Source organism: Bradyrhizobium tropiciagri, assembly GCF_018130545.1.
GTDB classification, from domain to species: Bacteria; Pseudomonadota; Alphaproteobacteria; order Rhizobiales; family Xanthobacteraceae; genus Bradyrhizobium; species Bradyrhizobium tropiciagri_A.
This window is the reverse complement of record NZ_JAFCKF010000012.1, coordinates 1-14,943: the sequence shown is the minus strand read 5'-3', so window position 1 is coordinate 14,943 and position 14,943 is coordinate 1. Positions and strand designations below refer to the sequence as shown.

Sequence of the window (14,943 nt, the reverse complement as noted above, 5' to 3'; positions counted from 1 at the left end):
GTGGCATTTGGTATGCCAAAAACGTAATTGTCAAGGTCGGTCGCCCCCTAAAAATGCCGAAAAATAAGCACGTCTTGACATTCTGGTATTTGGCATGCCAAAAATCTAAGGTAATTTCTTCTGCTAAGAAGACGTCTCCAAGAGGAGGAGACGAGTCGTGCCTGACCCGAAACAGACCAAGGCGTCGCCCAACATGGCTGACACAGATATCGCCATCGTCCGCATCGCGCCGGAGACGAGCTTCAAGAACAAGGCCTATGAGGCCTTGAAGGAAGCCATCCTGAAGATGGACATCTACGCGACGCCGGAGCCCGTGATGCTCGACGAGCGCGCATTGTCCGAGCGTCTCGGCGTCAGCCGCACGCCGATCCGCGAAGCGATCGCGATGCTCGAGCAGGACGGCTTCGTGAAGACCGTGCCGCGCCGCGGCATCATCGTGGTCCGCCGCACCAAATCGGAGATCGTCGACATGATCCGCGCCTGGGCGGCGCTGGAGAGCATGGCGGCGCGCCTGATCACCACCACCGCGCGCAAGAAGGACATCTCGGCGCTGCGCGACTTCTTCAAGGACTTCAGCGACGACCGCCTGCCGCAGGATCACGTCGAGGAATATTCCAAGGCCAACATCGCTTTCCACCAGGCGCTGATCTCGCTGTCGGAATCCCCTGTCTTGGTCGACCTCACCAACGACCTGCTGCTGCATGTGCGCGGCTATCGCCAGCTCACGATCGGCCGCAAGGACCGCACCGCGACCTCGCTGCCCGAGCATCTCGGGATCATCGAGGCACTGGAAGCACGCGACACCGAGCTCGCCGAAAAGCGCGCACGCGATCACACACTCGGCCTTGCCGCCTATGTCGAGGCGCACGGTCAGGAACTGTTCACTTAGATACTTTGAGTCCACTCGCTTCTGACGACAAACAGATCGTCCGAACAAGAACGATCAGGGAGACGATGCCGATGCTGAATACCGCTGCGAAGTCCGAGGCACCGGGCACCGAGCAGGAACTAACCGATGGCTTCCATCTCGTCATCGATGCGCTCAAGCTCAACGGCATCGACACGATCTATGGTGTGCCGGGTATCCCGATCACGGACCTGGGCCGCATGGCCCAGGCGGAAGGCATTCGCGTGCTCTCGTTCCGCCACGAGCAGAACGCCGGCTACGCGGCCTCGATCGCCGGCTTCCTGACCAAGCGTCCCGGCGTCTGCCTAACGGTGTCGGCGCCCGGCTTCCTGAACGGCCTCACGGCGCTGGCGCATGCCACCACCAACTGCTTCCCGATGATCCTGGTCTCCGGCTCGTCCGAGCGCGAGATCGTCGATCTGCAGCAGGGCGACTATGAGGAGATGGACCAGCTCGCGATCGCCAAGCCGCTGTGCAAGGCCGCGTTCCGCGTGCTGCACGCCCAGGACATCGGCATCGGCCTTGCGCGCGCCATCCGCGCCGCGGTGTCGGGCCGCCCGGGCGGCGTCTATCTCGACCTGCCGGCAAAGCTGTTCTCGCAGGTGATGAACGCCGACGCTGGCCAGAAGTCGCTGGTCAAGGTGATCGATGCGGCGCCCGAGCAGATCCCCTCCCCGTCGTCGGTGAAGCGCGCGCTCGACGTTTTGAAGAGCGCAAAGCGTCCGCTGATCATCCTCGGCAAGGGCGCGGCCTATGCGCAGGCCGACGAGGCGATCAAGACTTTCGTCGAGAAGAGCGGCGTGCCGTTCCTGCCGATGAGCATGGCCAAGGGCCTCTTGCCCGACCTGCATCCGCAATGCGCGGGTGCTGCGCGCTCGACCGTGCTGAAGGAAGCCGACGTCGTGATGCTGATCGGCGCCCGGCTCAACTGGCTGCTGTCGCACGGCAAGGGCAAGACCTGGGGCGAAGCTCCGAAGAAATTCATCCAGGTCGACATCGAGCCGAAGGAAATGGATTCCAACGTCGAGATCGTCGCGCCTGTGGTCGGCGATATCGGCTCCTGCGTCTCCGCGTTCCTCGATGCGATGGGCGCGAACTGGTCGGCCGCACCGAGCGATTGGCTCGCGACCGTCGCCAAGAAGCGCGACGACAACGTCGCCAAGATGGCGCCGAAGCTGATGAGCAACGCCTCGCCGATGGACTATCACGGCGCGCTCGGCGCGCTGCGCGCCATCATCGCGGAACGTCCGGACACCATCTTCGTCAACGAAGGCGCCAACACGCTCGACCTCGCCCGCGGCGTCGTCGACATGCACAAGCCGCGCAAGCGGCTCGACGTCGGCACCTGGGGCGTGATGGGAATCGGCATGGGCTATTCGATCGCGGCTGCGGTCGAGACCGGCATGCCGGTGCTCGCGGTCGAAGGCGACAGCGCGTTCGGCTTCTCCGGCATGGAAGTCGAGACCATCTGCCGCTACAAGCTGCCGATCTGCGTCGTGATCTTCAACAATGACGGCATCTATCGCGGCACCGACGTCAACGGCACGAGCGACGATCCGGCGACCACCGTGTTCGTCAAGGGCTCGCGCTACGACAAGATGATGGAAGCCTTCGGCGGCGTCGGCGTCAACGCCACCTCGCCGGACGAATTGAAGCGCGCGGTCAATGCGGCGCTGGATTCCGGCAAGCCGACCTTGATCAACGCGGTGATCGATCCGGCGGCGGGCTCGGAGAGCGGCCGCATCGGCAACCTCAATCCGCAGAGCGTGCTGAGCAAGAAGAAGTAACCCCTTAAACCCCATCACTCCCTGCGGGTGCAGGGGCAGACAGAGTACGGAGCAATAGATATGACCAAGGCGCTGAAGGGCGTTCGCATTCTCGATTTCACCCACGTCCAGTCGGGTCCGACCTGCACGCAATTGCTGGCCTGGTTCGGCGCCGACGTGATCAAGGTCGAGCGTCCCGGCGTCGGCGACATCACGCGCGGCCAGCTGCAGGACATCCCGAACGTGGACAGCCTGTATTTCACCATGCTGAACCACAACAAGCGCTCGATCACGCTCGACACCAAGAACCCGAAGGGCAAGGAAGTGCTGACCGCACTGATCAAGCAGTGCGATGTGCTGGTGGAGAATTTCGGCCCCGGCGTGCTCGATCGCATGGGCTTCCCCTGGGAGAAGATCCAGGCGATCAACCCGAAGATGATCGTCGCCTCGATCAAGGGCTTCGGCCCCGGCCCGTATGAGGACTGCAAGGTCTACGAGAACGTCGCGCAGTGCACCGGCGGCGCCGCCTCGACCACCGGCTTCCGCGACGGCCTGCCGCTGGTCACCGGCGCGCAGATCGGCGACAGCGGCACCGGGTTGCATCTCGCGCTCGGCATCGTCACCGCGCTCTATCACCGCACCCATTCCGGCAAGGGCCAGCGCGTCACCGCGGCGATGCAGGACGGCGTGCTCAATCTCGCCCGCGTCAAGCTGCGCGACCAGCAGCGTCTCGCCCATGGGCCGCTGAAGGAATACAGCCAGTTCGGCGAAGGCATTCCGTTCGGCGATGCCGTGCCGCGCGCCGGCAACGATTCCGGCGGCGGCCAGCCCGGCCGCATCCTGAAGTGCAAGGGCTGGGAGACCGATCCGAACGCCTATATCTACTTCATCACCCAGGCCCCGGTCTGGGAGAAGATCTGCGACGTGATCGGCGAGCCGACCTGGAAGACCGATCCGAACTACGCCAAGCCGCCGGCCCGCCTGCCGCGCCTCAACGAGATCTTCGCCCGCATCGAGCAGTGGACGATGACCAAGACCAAGTTCGAGGCGATGGAGATCCTCAACAAGGACGACATCCCCTGCGGTCCGATCCTGTCGATGAAGGAGATCGCGGAAGACCAGTCGCTGCGCGCGACCGGCACTGTGGTCGAGGTCGATCACCCGACCCGCGGCAAGTACATCTCGGTCGGCAACCCGATCAAGCTGTCGGATTCGCCGAGCGAAGTCGCCCGTTCGCCGCTGCTCGGCGAGCACACCGACGAGATCCTGCGCGAGGTGCTCGGCTTCTCCGATCACCAGGTCGCCGAGATCCACGACTCCGGCGCGCTCGATCCGCCGCGCAAGCAGGCCGCCGAGTAAGCCCAGCGCATCTCACCATCAAAGGCCGCCGGTTTCGGCGGCCTTTTTTCATGCGTGGTCAGCGCCGTAGGTTCAGATCGTCAGCGCTGCAACAAGCAACGCCGACGACGTCTCTCCTGCGCGCTTTCGCCGTCTCAGGACGTTCTGATCGGAATGGCGGAGATGTGGAACACCTCGAGGTTGCCGGGCGTCCATTGCGGCAGGGATCCCGGGGCATAGTACTGGCAGTTGACAATGCCGCTTCCATTGCCTTGCCGCGACGTGACTCCGGCGGCATTCATCCGCAGGTAGGCATTCGGATAGTTGAAGGAGCGGATCGCAACGACGGGACTGTTGGGGATCGAGACGAACTGGAATACCTCGTCGTTTCCGGGCACAGCTTGCGGCTGTACACCTTGGGGATAGTACTGACAGTTGACCGTTCCGCTTCCGGCGGCGTTGAATCCAGTGACGCTCGAGCCGTCCATGCGCAGATATGCATTCGCGGAAACGATCGATCGGAGTGCGAAAGCGGTGTCGGAGACTGGAACGAAGAAGAAGACCTCGTCGTTGCCCGTCGCGGTGATCGGCTCGCTTCCCGGGCCGTAGAACTGACCGTTGACGGTGCCGCTGCCGGCGCCGTTGGAGCTGGTCACCGCGGAGGTGTCCATGCGCAGGAATGCGAAGAAGTTGCTCGCGGAACGAATCCAGATGTCTGTCATGACGTTTTCTCCTCGGAGAGGGTTTCTCCAGTTGGAAACTGGCGAACCACGAAGCTGTCGTGGCGCCAGCTGATATCGCGAGAGTTCGCCAGGCGACCCCGCTTGCTTTCGATCCTAGTGCACGCCAAGATTGTGCTGCCGTGATCCACGTCACAACGAAGTAGCCGCGGGCAACCGCGGCGATCTTTGATTGGTCGAGGCAAGCGCCTAAACGGCTGGATTTCGCCTTTGATACGTGGCCGCGCCAGCGGCTTCACGCCGTGCGGCAAACAGCGCCCTGTTCGACTACCTCTTCGGCGCGAGCGGCGGCGGCCGGACCGGATCGTAAACGAACGAGCACTCCGCTTGCTTCCGGCGCTCAGCGTCCTTCAGATAGCAATTCTGGATTTCAATGCTGTCGCTCTCACAGAAGGCACTCCGCCTTCCACATTTGTTTCCGGCCGTGTCCTTGTCCTCGGGGCAAGCGCAGGGACCTTTCTCTCTGTGATATTGCTGCGCAGTCATGGACTGCGCCGCGACAGATGTCGGAACAGCGACAAACGCTGCGAAGGTGAGAATAGTCAGCGTTCGCATGACGGACACCTCCTCCTTGCGGCATTGAAGTGAAAGCCCGCGTGACCCCGCCCCTTCAAAAGAACGAAATCGCCGGCATCGCTACGCAGACGATAGAGATACTTCCCAAATCAAGCCGAGAACAGCACCAACGCGCTGCCGGCCCGACGTAGGATAGCGGAACAAAACGAAGGGTGCGGCAGCATGAATGTTCGCTCGGGTGTTCTGGAAGCGATCGGCAATACGCCGCTGATCAGGCTGCGCGGGCCATCGGAAGCCACCGGCTGCAACATCTACGGCAAGGCCGAATTCCTCAATCCGGGCGGCTCCATCAAGGACCGCGCGGCGCTCGCCATCATCAACGACGCCGAGCAGCGTGGCGAGCTCAAGCCGGGCGGCGTCATCGTCGAAGGCACCGCCGGCAATGTCGGCATCGGCATTGCGCTTGTCGCCAATGCCCGCGGCTATCGTTCGGTGATCGTGATGCCGGACACGCAAAGCCAGGAGAAGCAGGACATGCTGCGGCTCTACGGCGCCGATCTGCGCCTGATCCCCGCCGTGCCCTATTCCGATCCCCGTCACTACGCGCGCTATTCCGGCCGCCTCGCCTCAGAGCTCGGCGCATTCTGGGCCAATCAGTTCGACAATGTCGCCAACAGCGATGGCCATTATCACACCACCGGTCCCGAGATCTGGCGGCAGACCGACGGCAAGATCGACGGCTTCACCTGCGCCGTCGGCAGCGGCGGCACCTTGGGCGGCGTCGCGCGCGCCCTTAAAGAACGTAACCCCGACGTCAAAATCGCGCTCAGCGATCCGATGGGCGCCGCCCTCTACAACTGGTTCACGAAGGGCGAGCTGACGACCGAAGGCGACTCGATCACCGAGGGCATCGGACAGGTCCGCATCACCAGGAATCTCGAAGGCGCGCCGATCGACATGGCCTACCGGATCACCGACCAGGAGGCGCTCCCCGTTCTGTTCGACCTGATCGAGCACGAGGGATTGGTGCTGGGCGGCTCGAGCGCGATCAACATCGTCGGCGCTATGCGGCTCGCGCGCGAGCTCGGCCCCGGCAAGACCATCGTCACCATCCTCGCCGACGGCGGCCAACGCTACCAGTCCAAGCTTTTCAACGCCGATTTCCTGCGCAAGAAAAACCTGCCGCTGCCGCGCTGGATGAGTTGAGACGGCGGTTCGGCGTCATGAGCGGTTCGCTGCGCAAGCACCTCGTCAGACCGGTTGGCGGCGCAAAAGCCGGTGGCTCATTGCCAGCCCGGCACTCCACGCATGTCGGGCAAGTGATGGGCAATGCCCTTGTGGCAGTCGATGCAAGTCTTCTCGCCGGTAAAGAGGAAGCGCTGGTGCGCCACCGACGCCCGCGGGGACTGTTTGGTGATATCCATCGATTCCGCGCTGTGACAGTTGCGGCATTCGAGTGAATCGTTTGCCTTGAAGCGCGCCCACTCATGCAGCGCAAGCTCGAGCCGCTTGTCGACGAACTTGTCGCGGGTGTCGATGAAGCCGAACAGATGGCCCCAAACCTCCTTCGAGGCCTGCATCTTACGCGCGATCTTGTCAGTCCAGTTATGCGGAACGTGACAATCCGGGCAAGTGGCACGAACGCCCGAGCGATTGGTGAAATGGATGGTCGATTTCAACTCCGCGAACACATTTTCTCGCATCTCGTGGCAGCCGGTGCAGAATTTTTCGGTGTTGGTCAGTTCGAGCGCGGTATTGAAGCCGCCCCAGAAGATCACGCCGGCGGCGAAGCCCGCGATCACCAGGACACCGAGCCCGAACACCGTGCTCGGCCGCACCAGCACATCCCACAGCTCGCGCGCGAAGGCCCATGCGCGTCGCACGAGCCCCTCCTTCGCAGCTTTCGAATCATCCGCACTCATCGACGGCCGCCCGGAGCCGCGCGGCTCAGCATGGTGTCGATGTCGACGAAGTCGTTGCTCACGGGCGGGTTGGTCACGCTCTGCGGCACGTGACATTCGGTACAGAAGAACCGGCGCGGCGAAATAGACGCGAGGAATTGACCATCACGATCCATGAAATGCGTGATCGAGACCATCGGCGCCTGTGACTCTCCCGTACGGGCGCGCGCATGACAGGACAGGCATTTGTTGCTGTTCAGGTCGACCTGGTAGCCATCAATCGAATGCGGGATCACCGGCGGCTGCTCGGGATAGTTCCTGACCTCGCGCTCCGACGTGTTGCGCGTCGGAGCCATCGGCGACGCTTGGCCTTCATCATTTAGCGGTGTAGGCCCGCGGAGCCCGGAATTGAGCGACTGCGCTGCCAACGTGCCGGTCCCGGCCCCGATCGCCAACACCAGCAGGACAATGTGCAGGTTCCTGGTCATGACTGCTGCACCTTCTCGATGCGCACGGCACATTTCTTGAAATCGGTCTGCAGCGAGAGCGGATCGGTGGCATCGAGCGTCACCTTGTTGATCAGCTTCGATTCATCGAACCATGGCACGAACACGAGTCCTCGCGGCGGCCGGTCGCGGCCGCGGGTCTCCAGCCGTGCCCGGATAAAGCCGCGGCGGGAGATCACCTTGACTTCGTCGCCGCGCCGGAGCTTGGCCTCCTGTGCATCATCCGGATGCATGAAGCACACCGCCTCGGGAAACGCCCGGTAAAGCTCGGGCACGCGACGGGTCATGGTGCCGGAATGCCAGTGCTCCAGCACGCGGCCGGTGGAGAGCCAGAACGGGTATTCGCCATCAGGCGATTCCGCGGGCGGTTCGTAGGGAAGCGCAAAAATGCGCGCCTTGCCATCCGCAAAACCGTAGAACTGCACGCCTCTTCCTTGCCCGACGAACGGGTCCGAGCCTTCGCGAAAGCGCCACTTCGTTTCCTTGCCGTTCACGACCGGCCAACGCAGCCCACGCTCGCTGTGATAGGTGTCGAACGGCGCGAGGTCGTGACCGTGACCGCGGCCGAAGACGGCATATTCCTCGAACAGCCCTTTCTGGACATAGAAGCCGAATGCCTTGGACTCATCGTTGGCGTAGTCTGGCGCGATGTCGGAGAGCGGAAACTTGTCGACCTGGCCGTTTCGATAGAGCACATCAAATACCGTCTTGCCGCGATACTCCGGCTTCTTCGCCAGCAGCTCTTCCGGCCAGACCTCCTCGATCTTGAATCGCTTCGAAAACTCCATCAGCTGCCAGAGATCGGAACGCGACTCGCCGGGCGCAGTCACGAGCTGGTGCCAGAACTGCGTACGCCGCTCGGCGTTGCCATAGGCCCCCTCCTTCTCGACCCACATCGCGGTCGGCAGGATCAGGTCGGCCCCAAGCGCCGTCACAGTCGGATAGACTTCCGAAACCACGATGAAATTGTCAGGGTTACGAAAGCCCGGATAGATTTCTTCGTTGATATTGGGACCGGCCTGCAGATTGTTGTTCACTTGCACCCAATAGGCGTTGAGCAGACCGTCCTTCAGCATCCGGCTTTGCAACACCGCGTGATAGCCCGGCTTGTCCGGAATTGTGCCTTCCGGCAGCTTCCAGATCTCCTCCGCCTTGTCGCGATGCCCCTTGTTGGTGACGACCATGTCGGCCGGCAGACGGTGCGAGAACGTACCGACCTCGCGCGCGGTGCCGCAGGCCGAGGGCTGGCCGGTCAGCGAAAACGGGCTGTTGCCGGGCTCGGAGATCTTCCCGGTCAGAAGGTGAAGATTATAGACGAGATTGTTGCACCAGACGCCGCGGGTATGCTGGTTGAAACCCATGGTCCAGAAGCTGACGACTTTGATCTTCGGATCCGCGTAGAGCTCGGCTAGCGCCTCCAGACGATTGAGCGGAACGCCCGACATCTTCGCCGCCTTTTCCAGCGTGTAGTCTGCGACGAACTTGACGTAGTCGTCGTAGGTGATGTCGGTCGCATCGTTGGCCTTGGCTGCGCCCGTCGCTTTCTTTTGCAGCGGATGATCGGGCCTCAGGCCGTAGCCGATGTCGGTCTGGCCGCGCTTGAACACGGTATGCGCCGTGACGAAGTCCTTGTTCACGCGTCCGGTCTTGATGATGTGATTGGCGATCGCATTAAGCATGTAGAGATCGGAGTGCGGTGTGAACACGATCCCGATGTCGGCAAGATCGAAAGAGCGATGTTCGAAAGTCGAGAGCACGGCGACCCGCACATGCGCAGCGGAGAGCCTGCGATCGGTCACCCGTGTCCACAGGATCGGATGCATCTCCGCCATGTTGGAGCCCCACAACACGAAGGCGTCAGTCGCCTCGATGTCGTCGTAGCAGCCGGCCGGCTCATCCATGCCGAAGGTGCGCATCATGCCGACCACGGCAGAGGCCATGCAGTGGCGCGCGTTGGGATCGATGTTGTTGGAGCGGAAGCCGGCCTTGAACAGCTTTGAAGCCGCATAGCCCTCCCAGATCGTCCATTGGCCGGAGCCGAACATTCCGATGCCGCTCGGCCCGCGCTGCTTGAGCGCCGCCTTGAACTTCTCGGCCATGATGTCGAACGCTTCGTCCCACGAGACTGGAGTGAAGTCTCCGTTCTTGTCGTACTTGCCGTTGGTCTTGCGCAACATCGGCTGCGTGAGGCGATCATGGCCGTACATGATCTTGGAGAGGAAGTAGCCCTTGACGCAGTTGAGGCCGCGATTGACCTCGGCCTTGATGTCGCCATGGGTAGCAACCACGCGATTGTCCTTGGTTGCGACCATTACGCTGCAGCCAGTGCCGCAGAAGCGGCAGGGAGCCTTGTTCCAGTCGAGCTCGCTGGCATCGCGGTCAGTGACGAGGTTTGCGGCGACCGACGCGACCGGCATTCCGCCGGCGGCTGCGGCGATGGCGGCGGCCTCCAGCTTCAGCATCTGGCGGCGGTCGAGCTTGCTTTCGGTCATGATCGGTCTCCCCGGCGCGCTTCAGCAGAGGTCGATGGCGTGAAACACCAGCGAGGCAGAATGGACGTGTGGCAACAGGGCGATTGTGTTCAGCGTCGCCCCGAGCGCGCCGGCATCGGGTGCATCGACCACGACAACGAGCTTGCCCCTGGGATCGCGGCCAAAGATCTCGCAACCGGAAAGGGCGAGGATGTCGGCTTCGACCGCATCGAGGCGCTCGGGCCTGGCCTGGACCAGGATGCTGGCGATCTCGCCGCCGGGTGGCGCCACGACGCGCTCCATCGTCAACGCGCGGCCAGTGATCAGCGTACGGCGATTGATTGCGGTGTCGCGCACGGGCACGGTGTCGCTCCCTGTCTCAATGTGGCGGAGGCGGACCGGGCGGGCCGGCGACCATCTGGTAAATCCAGACCGCGAGCCCGTATGAGCCCACCGTCGCGACCGCGAGCCCCGGCATCAGGATGGCGGTCAGGAACAGGAAGGCGAAGATTTCCATCCGCGTTCGGCGAAGCCGCGCGCTCGCATCGCTGTTTACGACCGCCATGATCGTGTTTCTCATTCAGGACGTTGGAGGGGCGGCATCCGGGCCGCTGCCTTGGGCGTCAATCTAGTGAGCGCCGGTCACCCAACATTGATTCAGATCAACGGGCGGCGCAGAGGCCTCGCGCAGCGAATTTGGCTCGCTGTGTCACCGTGATGCTTGGCGACTGATTGTCGGATCAACCGCCCTCGCCGCTCTCGGTCTCGCCCTCATCGCCCGGCACATATTCCAGAATATCCCCCGGCCGGCAGTCCAGCTCGCGGCAGATCGCCGACAGCGTCGAGAAGCGCATCGCCTTGGCCTTGCCGGTCTTCAGGATCGACAGGTTCTGGATCGAGATGCCGATCGCGTCCGCGAGGTCTCCCAGGCGGCGCTTGCGCTTTGCGAGCATGACATCGAGGTTCACCACGATGGGCACGAACATCACCCTCAGATCGTCAGATCGTTTTCGGACTGCAACAGGATGGCGTGCTCGAGCACGAATTTCAGCGCCATCAGGAACACGCCGCCGGCGACGGTGCTGACGTCGACGCCGTAGCTCGGCAGGAAGAACTTGACGTCACCGAGTTGATAGAGGGCATAGCTCACCGCGACGGTTGTGATCGTATCGACAAACGGCCAGACCACCAGGAAGATCCCCATCCACCACACCCCCTGCAGCGTTTCGGACACGAAGATGCGCCCGTTGGCGAATCGATTGACCATGCGATGCAGGATGCCGATCAACACGGCGTAAAACGATACCCCAAGCGCGAACAACGACCAGAACAGCATCTTGCCGGTGGGCGACATGGTGAGCGGGTTGGCGACGATCGCCGCGCACTTCGCCTGCTCGCCGCTCAGGCTTTCGGCGATCGCGCCCGCGGCGGTCGTGGTGCGGTCATAGGCCAGCCACAGCACCACCGGCAACGCGGCCCAGATCACCCAGAACGCCCGATCGAGCCGGCGAAACCAAAGCTGGCGCTGCTCACGAACCGATTTCCCCATCGCATCCATCCAAAAAAATTTGCAATCCGGGCCGTTACGAGCCCGCCACATCATGCTGCGGTAATGTTGTTGACTCAACCTTAAACGTGATTTATTTCATGTTTATCATGAAATCTTTCATGAAGAAGGTGGATGATGACGGTACTCCCAGACCATGACGGCTTTCACAAGGCCCTGAAGCAGCTGATCCATGCTCATCTCGCGCGCCGCCTGATCGTGGCTGCGTTCTACATCCCGCTGCTCGGCAGCAGCGCCGATGCCGCAAAGGCCAGCGACAAGACGAGCGATCCGGCGGGCGTCTGGCTGACCCAGTCCGGCGACGCCAGGGTCAAGATCCACCGCTGCGGCAGCGCACTGTGCGGCCGTGTCGTCTGGCTGAAGGAGCCGACCGACAAGGCCACCGGCAAGGCCCAGCTCGACGACAAGAACGCCGATCCGGCGCAGCGGACCCGGCCGGTGATGGGCATCTCGCTCTTCATCAACATGCAGCCCGCCGGCCCGAAAAAATGGGCCGGCCGAATCTACAACGCCGACGACGGCAAGACCTATGAGAGCTCGGTGACGCTGGTGTCGTCGGGCACGCTGAACGTTCGCGGCTGCATGGGAACGCTGTGCGCCGGCGAAGACTGGACGCGGTGAAGGCAACGCGGTGAAGGGACTTGGCCCCGACCCTTCACCGGCCAAGAAGAAAAGCAAACCCGTTCACTCGAGGCCGCCCCATTTGGGCGGCCTTCTTTATGACCTCGCGGCCCGGCCTCAGCCCTCGAGCCCGAGCTTCCACAGCGGCGGCAGATCGGCGAATGGCGGCGTGGTGTGCGCAATGACGATCGCGGCGCGCCGGCTGTCGGAATCGATCTTGCTGTTGATCGCCTTGACGTGCGCTTTCACGGCATCGAGCCCGACGCCGAGGATGCCCGCGATCTCCTCATTCGATTTGCCCTGGGCGATCCACGATGCCACCTCGATCTGGCGCGGCGTCAGGGCAGGGAATGCCAGCCGCAGCCGATCGCCCGGCGTCAGCGCCGCCAGCGTCCGTTCCTGCGCCTGGCGGTAGCTGCGCAGGATGTGCGGACGAAATCCCTGCATCCAGTCGCGCTCATCGTCGCTGAACGCCGGCCGTCCCACCACGCGATGACCGACAACCGTAACCACATAACCGGCGTGCTCGAATGTAATCCCCATGATCCGCCGCGCTCTCGACGGCAGGAACACCTCCTTGGCAATCGGCAGCTCGACGAATTCCTCGTCGCTGAAGAAATCCGACTCGCGCAGCGCACGTTCGCCGTAGAACGTGGGATCATGTTGCCAGAACGGATGCGAGTGCATGTGCTTCGCAAACGCCTGCATGCCACGGGCGCGGACGTCCGGATCGTCGCCGACCGAGATCAACGACCGGAAATCCCAGCTCGGACGGTGGAACTCGGTAAAGCTCACCACCTCCGCATCGATCAGACGGCCGACGCCGGCGAACAGGACGCCAGGCAGCGTGTGCAGATTGGGTTCGGATTCGTAGAGACGAATGATTTCGTCGTTGAGTTTGCTGTCCCGTTGCATGGGATTCTGATCGACCAAGTTTGATTTGATTTTTTGGCGATCGCTGCAACGTCGCGACGTGCCCACATGTTGCAGCAAAGCCTCGCTCGCCGTCTTATCGTTCGTGCGCGCGTTGGTATACCCCTTAGGGTAATGGCCAGATCGCATTCGATTACGGAATCTCTCCGCTGTGTCGACTCTGACACATCGCGCAACGTCGTCTCGGGCTGCAACGCACACGCCCCGGCGAAAGTTGCAACAATTCAAGTTACTACCGGGAACTGAACGCGGTGGCCACACTGGAAGACGCAGCGGAACGTCCCGCTGTAGGACAGTTCGACAGTACACGCGACGGTTGTTCTGACGCGAAGCCGCGCGCAAGGTATTTTCGCGCGCTCGCCACAGTCTCACCGCTTGCACTGATCCTCGGCACGACAGGCCTGACGCTGCCGGCCCACGCCCAGGCGGCCTGCACGGCCGACACCACCGCCTGCAGCGCTGCCGGGGGAAGCGTCGATCTCGCACAGCAGCGTGGCGGCATCGGCGGCAACGGCAATGGCGCCGGCGGCAACGGCACCACCATTGTGGGCGGCAACACCGTGCAAACGCCCGGCAGCCCCAGCAGCGGGGGCACGGGCGGGATCGGCGGCGCGGGCGACAACGCTGGAGGCACCGGCGGCGCCCCGGGCTCGGCAATGTCCGGAACGGCCTCGGTGGCAGCACCAACCACCGGTGTTATCGGAGGCACGGGACCGGACGGATTCCGTTTCGCGTCGGGAGGCGGCGGCGGCGGCACCGGAGTGTATTTTTCGGGCACATCCCTGACCGTCAATAGTGGAGTGACCGTCACAGGCGGCGCGGGCGGCGCCGGCGGAAATGCCACGTCCAGTTCCGTGAGTAATGCTGGCGGCGGTGGTGGTGGCGGCGCAGGCGCGGTCTCCACGGCAGCCGATACCTTCATCTCGAATGCCGGGACGATCGCGGGAGGACAGGGCGGAGCCGGCGGCGGCGGCGGCTACGCCGGTGGTGGCGGTGGCGGCGGCGACGGCTTGCTGGTGCTTGGCGATAGAACGTCGATCGTCAACACGGGCGGCGTTACCGGAGGCATCGGCGGCAATGGCGCGACCGGCGCCTCTGGATCATCCAGCGCCGGCGCCAGCGGCACCGGCGTCAATCTGGCCAGCAGCGGCAATACGCTGGCCAACAGTGGCACCATCACGGGCGGTGCCGCGAACGGCACGGGTGCCGCCGGCATCGGTGTCATGACGAATGGAAACAGCACCATCAACAATGCCGGCACGATCAGCGGCGGCCTCAACATCGATGGGGCGACCCACGCGGCCGCGATCCGCTTCGGCGGAACCGGCAACGCCTTGAATTTGCAGACGGGCTCGACACTGATCGGCGATATTCAACTGATCACCGGCGCCGGAGCGACCATCGCCGCCCAGGCCGGCGGACTGACGCTCGGCAACAACGTCGTGCTCGGCTCCGGCTCTCTCGTCACCTTCAGCTCGGCAACGGCAGGTCTTTCGGTCTCCGGCGTGGTGTCCGGCGCGGGCGCCGTATCGATCACCGGGACGGGCACGATCGCGTTCTCCGGCGCCAACACCTATACCGGAGGAACGACGCTGTCGGGCGGCACGCTCTCGGTGGCATCCGACGCCAATCTCGGCGCGGCGGCGGGCGCCCTCACCTTCAGTGGCGGCACCTTGC

14 protein-coding genes and 1 pseudogene are annotated in these 14,943 nt (G+C 63.3%); 6 read left to right on the top strand and 9 right to left on the bottom strand.

Features of this window, described 5'->3' with window-relative positions; genetic code table 11:
- Positions 1-193: 193 nt before the first annotated feature.
- From JQ616_RS36225 to frc, 3 genes are all read left to right on the top strand, one after another.
- Positions 194-889: a GntR family transcriptional regulator gene (locus tag JQ616_RS36225; protein ID WP_163160266.1), complete on the top strand. Its 696-nt coding sequence runs from the start codon at positions 194-196 to the stop codon at positions 887-889.
- Positions 890-960: 71 nt separating this feature from the next.
- Complete coding sequence (gene oxc / locus JQ616_RS36220; protein ID WP_212022964.1) at positions 961-2,694, top strand: oxalyl-CoA decarboxylase; 1,734 nt, start codon at positions 961-963, stop codon at positions 2,692-2,694.
- 60 nt (positions 2,695-2,754) lie between these two features.
- The gene (frc, locus tag JQ616_RS36215; protein ID WP_092125280.1) at positions 2,755-4,032 is read left to right on the top strand and encodes a formyl-CoA transferase; all 1,278 of its coding nucleotides are present in this window, start codon (positions 2,755-2,757) and stop codon (positions 4,030-4,032) included.
- Positions 4,033-4,166: 134 nt separating this feature from the next.
- Here the strand turns inward: frc and JQ616_RS36210 are convergent, their stop codons facing one another.
- Positions 4,167-4,733 carry a fascin domain-containing protein gene (locus tag JQ616_RS36210; RefSeq protein WP_212022963.1) on the bottom strand — a complete coding sequence of 189 codons (567 nt, stop codon included), beginning with the start codon at positions 4,731-4,733 and terminating at the stop codon, positions 4,167-4,169.
- A 756-nt stretch (positions 4,734-5,489) separates the two neighbouring features.
- On the opposite strand from JQ616_RS36210, the gene JQ616_RS36205 reads away from it, so the two are divergent.
- A complete protein-coding gene (locus JQ616_RS36205) occupies positions 5,490-6,473 on the top strand; it encodes a cysteine synthase A (RefSeq protein WP_212022962.1) in 984 nt (327 codons plus the stop codon).
- A gap of 77 nt (positions 6,474-6,550) precedes the next feature.
- On the opposite strand, the gene JQ616_RS36200 is transcribed toward JQ616_RS36205, so the two are convergent.
- The 7 genes from JQ616_RS36200 to JQ616_RS36170 all read right to left on the bottom strand — a co-directional run bounded on the left by JQ616_RS36200 (position 6,551) and on the right by JQ616_RS36170 (position 11,694).
- Positions 6,551-7,189: a NapC/NirT family cytochrome c gene (locus JQ616_RS36200; protein ID WP_249137778.1), complete on the bottom strand. Its 639-nt coding sequence runs from the start codon at positions 7,187-7,189 to the stop codon at positions 6,551-6,553.
- A complete protein-coding gene (locus JQ616_RS36195) occupies positions 7,186-7,656 on the bottom strand; it encodes a nitrate reductase cytochrome c-type subunit (RefSeq protein ID WP_433996035.1) in 471 nt (156 codons plus the stop codon). The genes JQ616_RS36200 and JQ616_RS36195 overlap by 4 nt, the downstream gene beginning before the upstream one ends.
- Entirely contained in the window at positions 7,653-10,166 is a 2,514-nt protein-coding gene (napA, locus tag JQ616_RS36190; RefSeq protein WP_212022960.1) for a nitrate reductase catalytic subunit NapA, read from the bottom strand. The genes JQ616_RS36195 and napA overlap by 4 nt, the downstream gene beginning before the upstream one ends.
- A 21-nt stretch (positions 10,167-10,187) precedes the next feature.
- Positions 10,188-10,448 carry a chaperone NapD gene (locus JQ616_RS36185; protein ID WP_212023120.1) on the bottom strand — a complete coding sequence of 87 codons (261 nt, stop codon included), beginning with the start codon at positions 10,446-10,448 and terminating at the stop codon, positions 10,188-10,190.
- A 76-nt stretch (positions 10,449-10,524) separates the two neighbouring features.
- The gene (gene napE, locus JQ616_RS36180) at positions 10,525-10,710 is read right to left on the bottom strand and encodes a periplasmic nitrate reductase, NapE protein (RefSeq protein WP_212022959.1); all 186 of its coding nucleotides are present in this window, start codon (positions 10,708-10,710) and stop codon (positions 10,525-10,527) included.
- Between the two features lie 175 nt (positions 10,711-10,885).
- The gene (locus JQ616_RS36175; protein WP_212022958.1) at positions 10,886-11,131 is read right to left on the bottom strand and encodes a helix-turn-helix domain-containing protein; all 246 of its coding nucleotides are present in this window, start codon (positions 11,129-11,131) and stop codon (positions 10,886-10,888) included.
- A 5-nt stretch (positions 11,132-11,136) separates the two neighbouring features.
- The gene (locus tag JQ616_RS36170) at positions 11,137-11,694 is read right to left on the bottom strand and encodes a DUF2975 domain-containing protein (protein WP_212022957.1); all 558 of its coding nucleotides are present in this window, start codon (positions 11,692-11,694) and stop codon (positions 11,137-11,139) included.
- 132 nt (positions 11,695-11,826) lie between these two features.
- Here JQ616_RS36170 and JQ616_RS36165 point away from each other — a divergent pair, with 132 nt between their 5' ends.
- Complete coding sequence (locus tag JQ616_RS36165) at positions 11,827-12,333, top strand: DUF2147 domain-containing protein (protein WP_212022956.1); 507 nt, start codon at positions 11,827-11,829, stop codon at positions 12,331-12,333.
- A 117-nt stretch (positions 12,334-12,450) separates the two neighbouring features.
- On the opposite strand, the gene JQ616_RS36160 is transcribed toward JQ616_RS36165, so the two are convergent.
- The gene (locus JQ616_RS36160; protein WP_212022955.1) at positions 12,451-13,248 is read right to left on the bottom strand and encodes a helix-turn-helix transcriptional regulator; all 798 of its coding nucleotides are present in this window, start codon (positions 13,246-13,248) and stop codon (positions 12,451-12,453) included.
- 269 nt (positions 13,249-13,517) lie between these two features.
- On the opposite strand from JQ616_RS36160, the pseudogene JQ616_RS36155 reads away from it, so the two are divergent.
- A pseudogene (locus tag JQ616_RS36155) lies at positions 13,518-14,943 on the top strand (hypothetical protein); the annotation flags it as partial.

Excerpts from the sequence above, each read along its gene's own strand:
- JQ616_RS36225 (WP_163160266.1), top strand. The coding sequence starts at position 194 with ATGGCTGACACAGATATCGCCATCGTCCGCATCGCGCCGGAGACGAGC.
- oxc (WP_212022964.1), top strand. The coding sequence starts at position 961 with ATGCTGAATACCGCTGCGAAGTCCGAGGCACCGGGCACCGAGCAGGAA.
- frc (WP_092125280.1), top strand. The coding sequence starts at position 2,755 with ATGACCAAGGCGCTGAAGGGCGTTCGCATTCTCGATTTCACCCACGTC.
- JQ616_RS36210 (WP_212022963.1), bottom strand. The coding sequence starts at position 4,733 with ATGACAGACATCTGGATTCGTTCCGCGAGCAACTTCTTCGCATTCCTG.
- JQ616_RS36205 (WP_212022962.1), top strand. The coding sequence starts at position 5,490 with ATGAATGTTCGCTCGGGTGTTCTGGAAGCGATCGGCAATACGCCGCTG.
- JQ616_RS36200 (WP_249137778.1), bottom strand. The coding sequence starts at position 7,189 with ATGAGTGCGGATGATTCGAAAGCTGCGAAGGAGGGGCTCGTGCGACGC.
- JQ616_RS36195 (WP_433996035.1), bottom strand. The coding sequence starts at position 7,656 with ATGACCAGGAACCTGCACATTGTCCTGCTGGTGTTGGCGATCGGGGCC.
- napA (WP_212022960.1), bottom strand. The coding sequence starts at position 10,166 with ATGACCGAAAGCAAGCTCGACCGCCGCCAGATGCTGAAGCTGGAGGCC.
- JQ616_RS36185 (WP_212023120.1), bottom strand. The coding sequence starts at position 10,448 with ATGGAGCGCGTCGTGGCGCCACCCGGCGGCGAGATCGCCAGCATCCTG.
- napE (WP_212022959.1), bottom strand. The coding sequence starts at position 10,710 with ATGGCGGTCGTAAACAGCGATGCGAGCGCGCGGCTTCGCCGAACGCGG.
- JQ616_RS36175 (WP_212022958.1), bottom strand. The coding sequence starts at position 11,131 with ATGTTCGTGCCCATCGTGGTGAACCTCGATGTCATGCTCGCAAAGCGC.
- JQ616_RS36170 (WP_212022957.1), bottom strand. The coding sequence starts at position 11,694 with ATGGGGAAATCGGTTCGTGAGCAGCGCCAGCTTTGGTTTCGCCGGCTC.
- JQ616_RS36165 (WP_212022956.1), top strand. The coding sequence starts at position 11,827 with ATGATGACGGTACTCCCAGACCATGACGGCTTTCACAAGGCCCTGAAG.
- JQ616_RS36160 (WP_212022955.1), bottom strand. The coding sequence starts at position 13,248 with ATGCAACGGGACAGCAAACTCAACGACGAAATCATTCGTCTCTACGAA.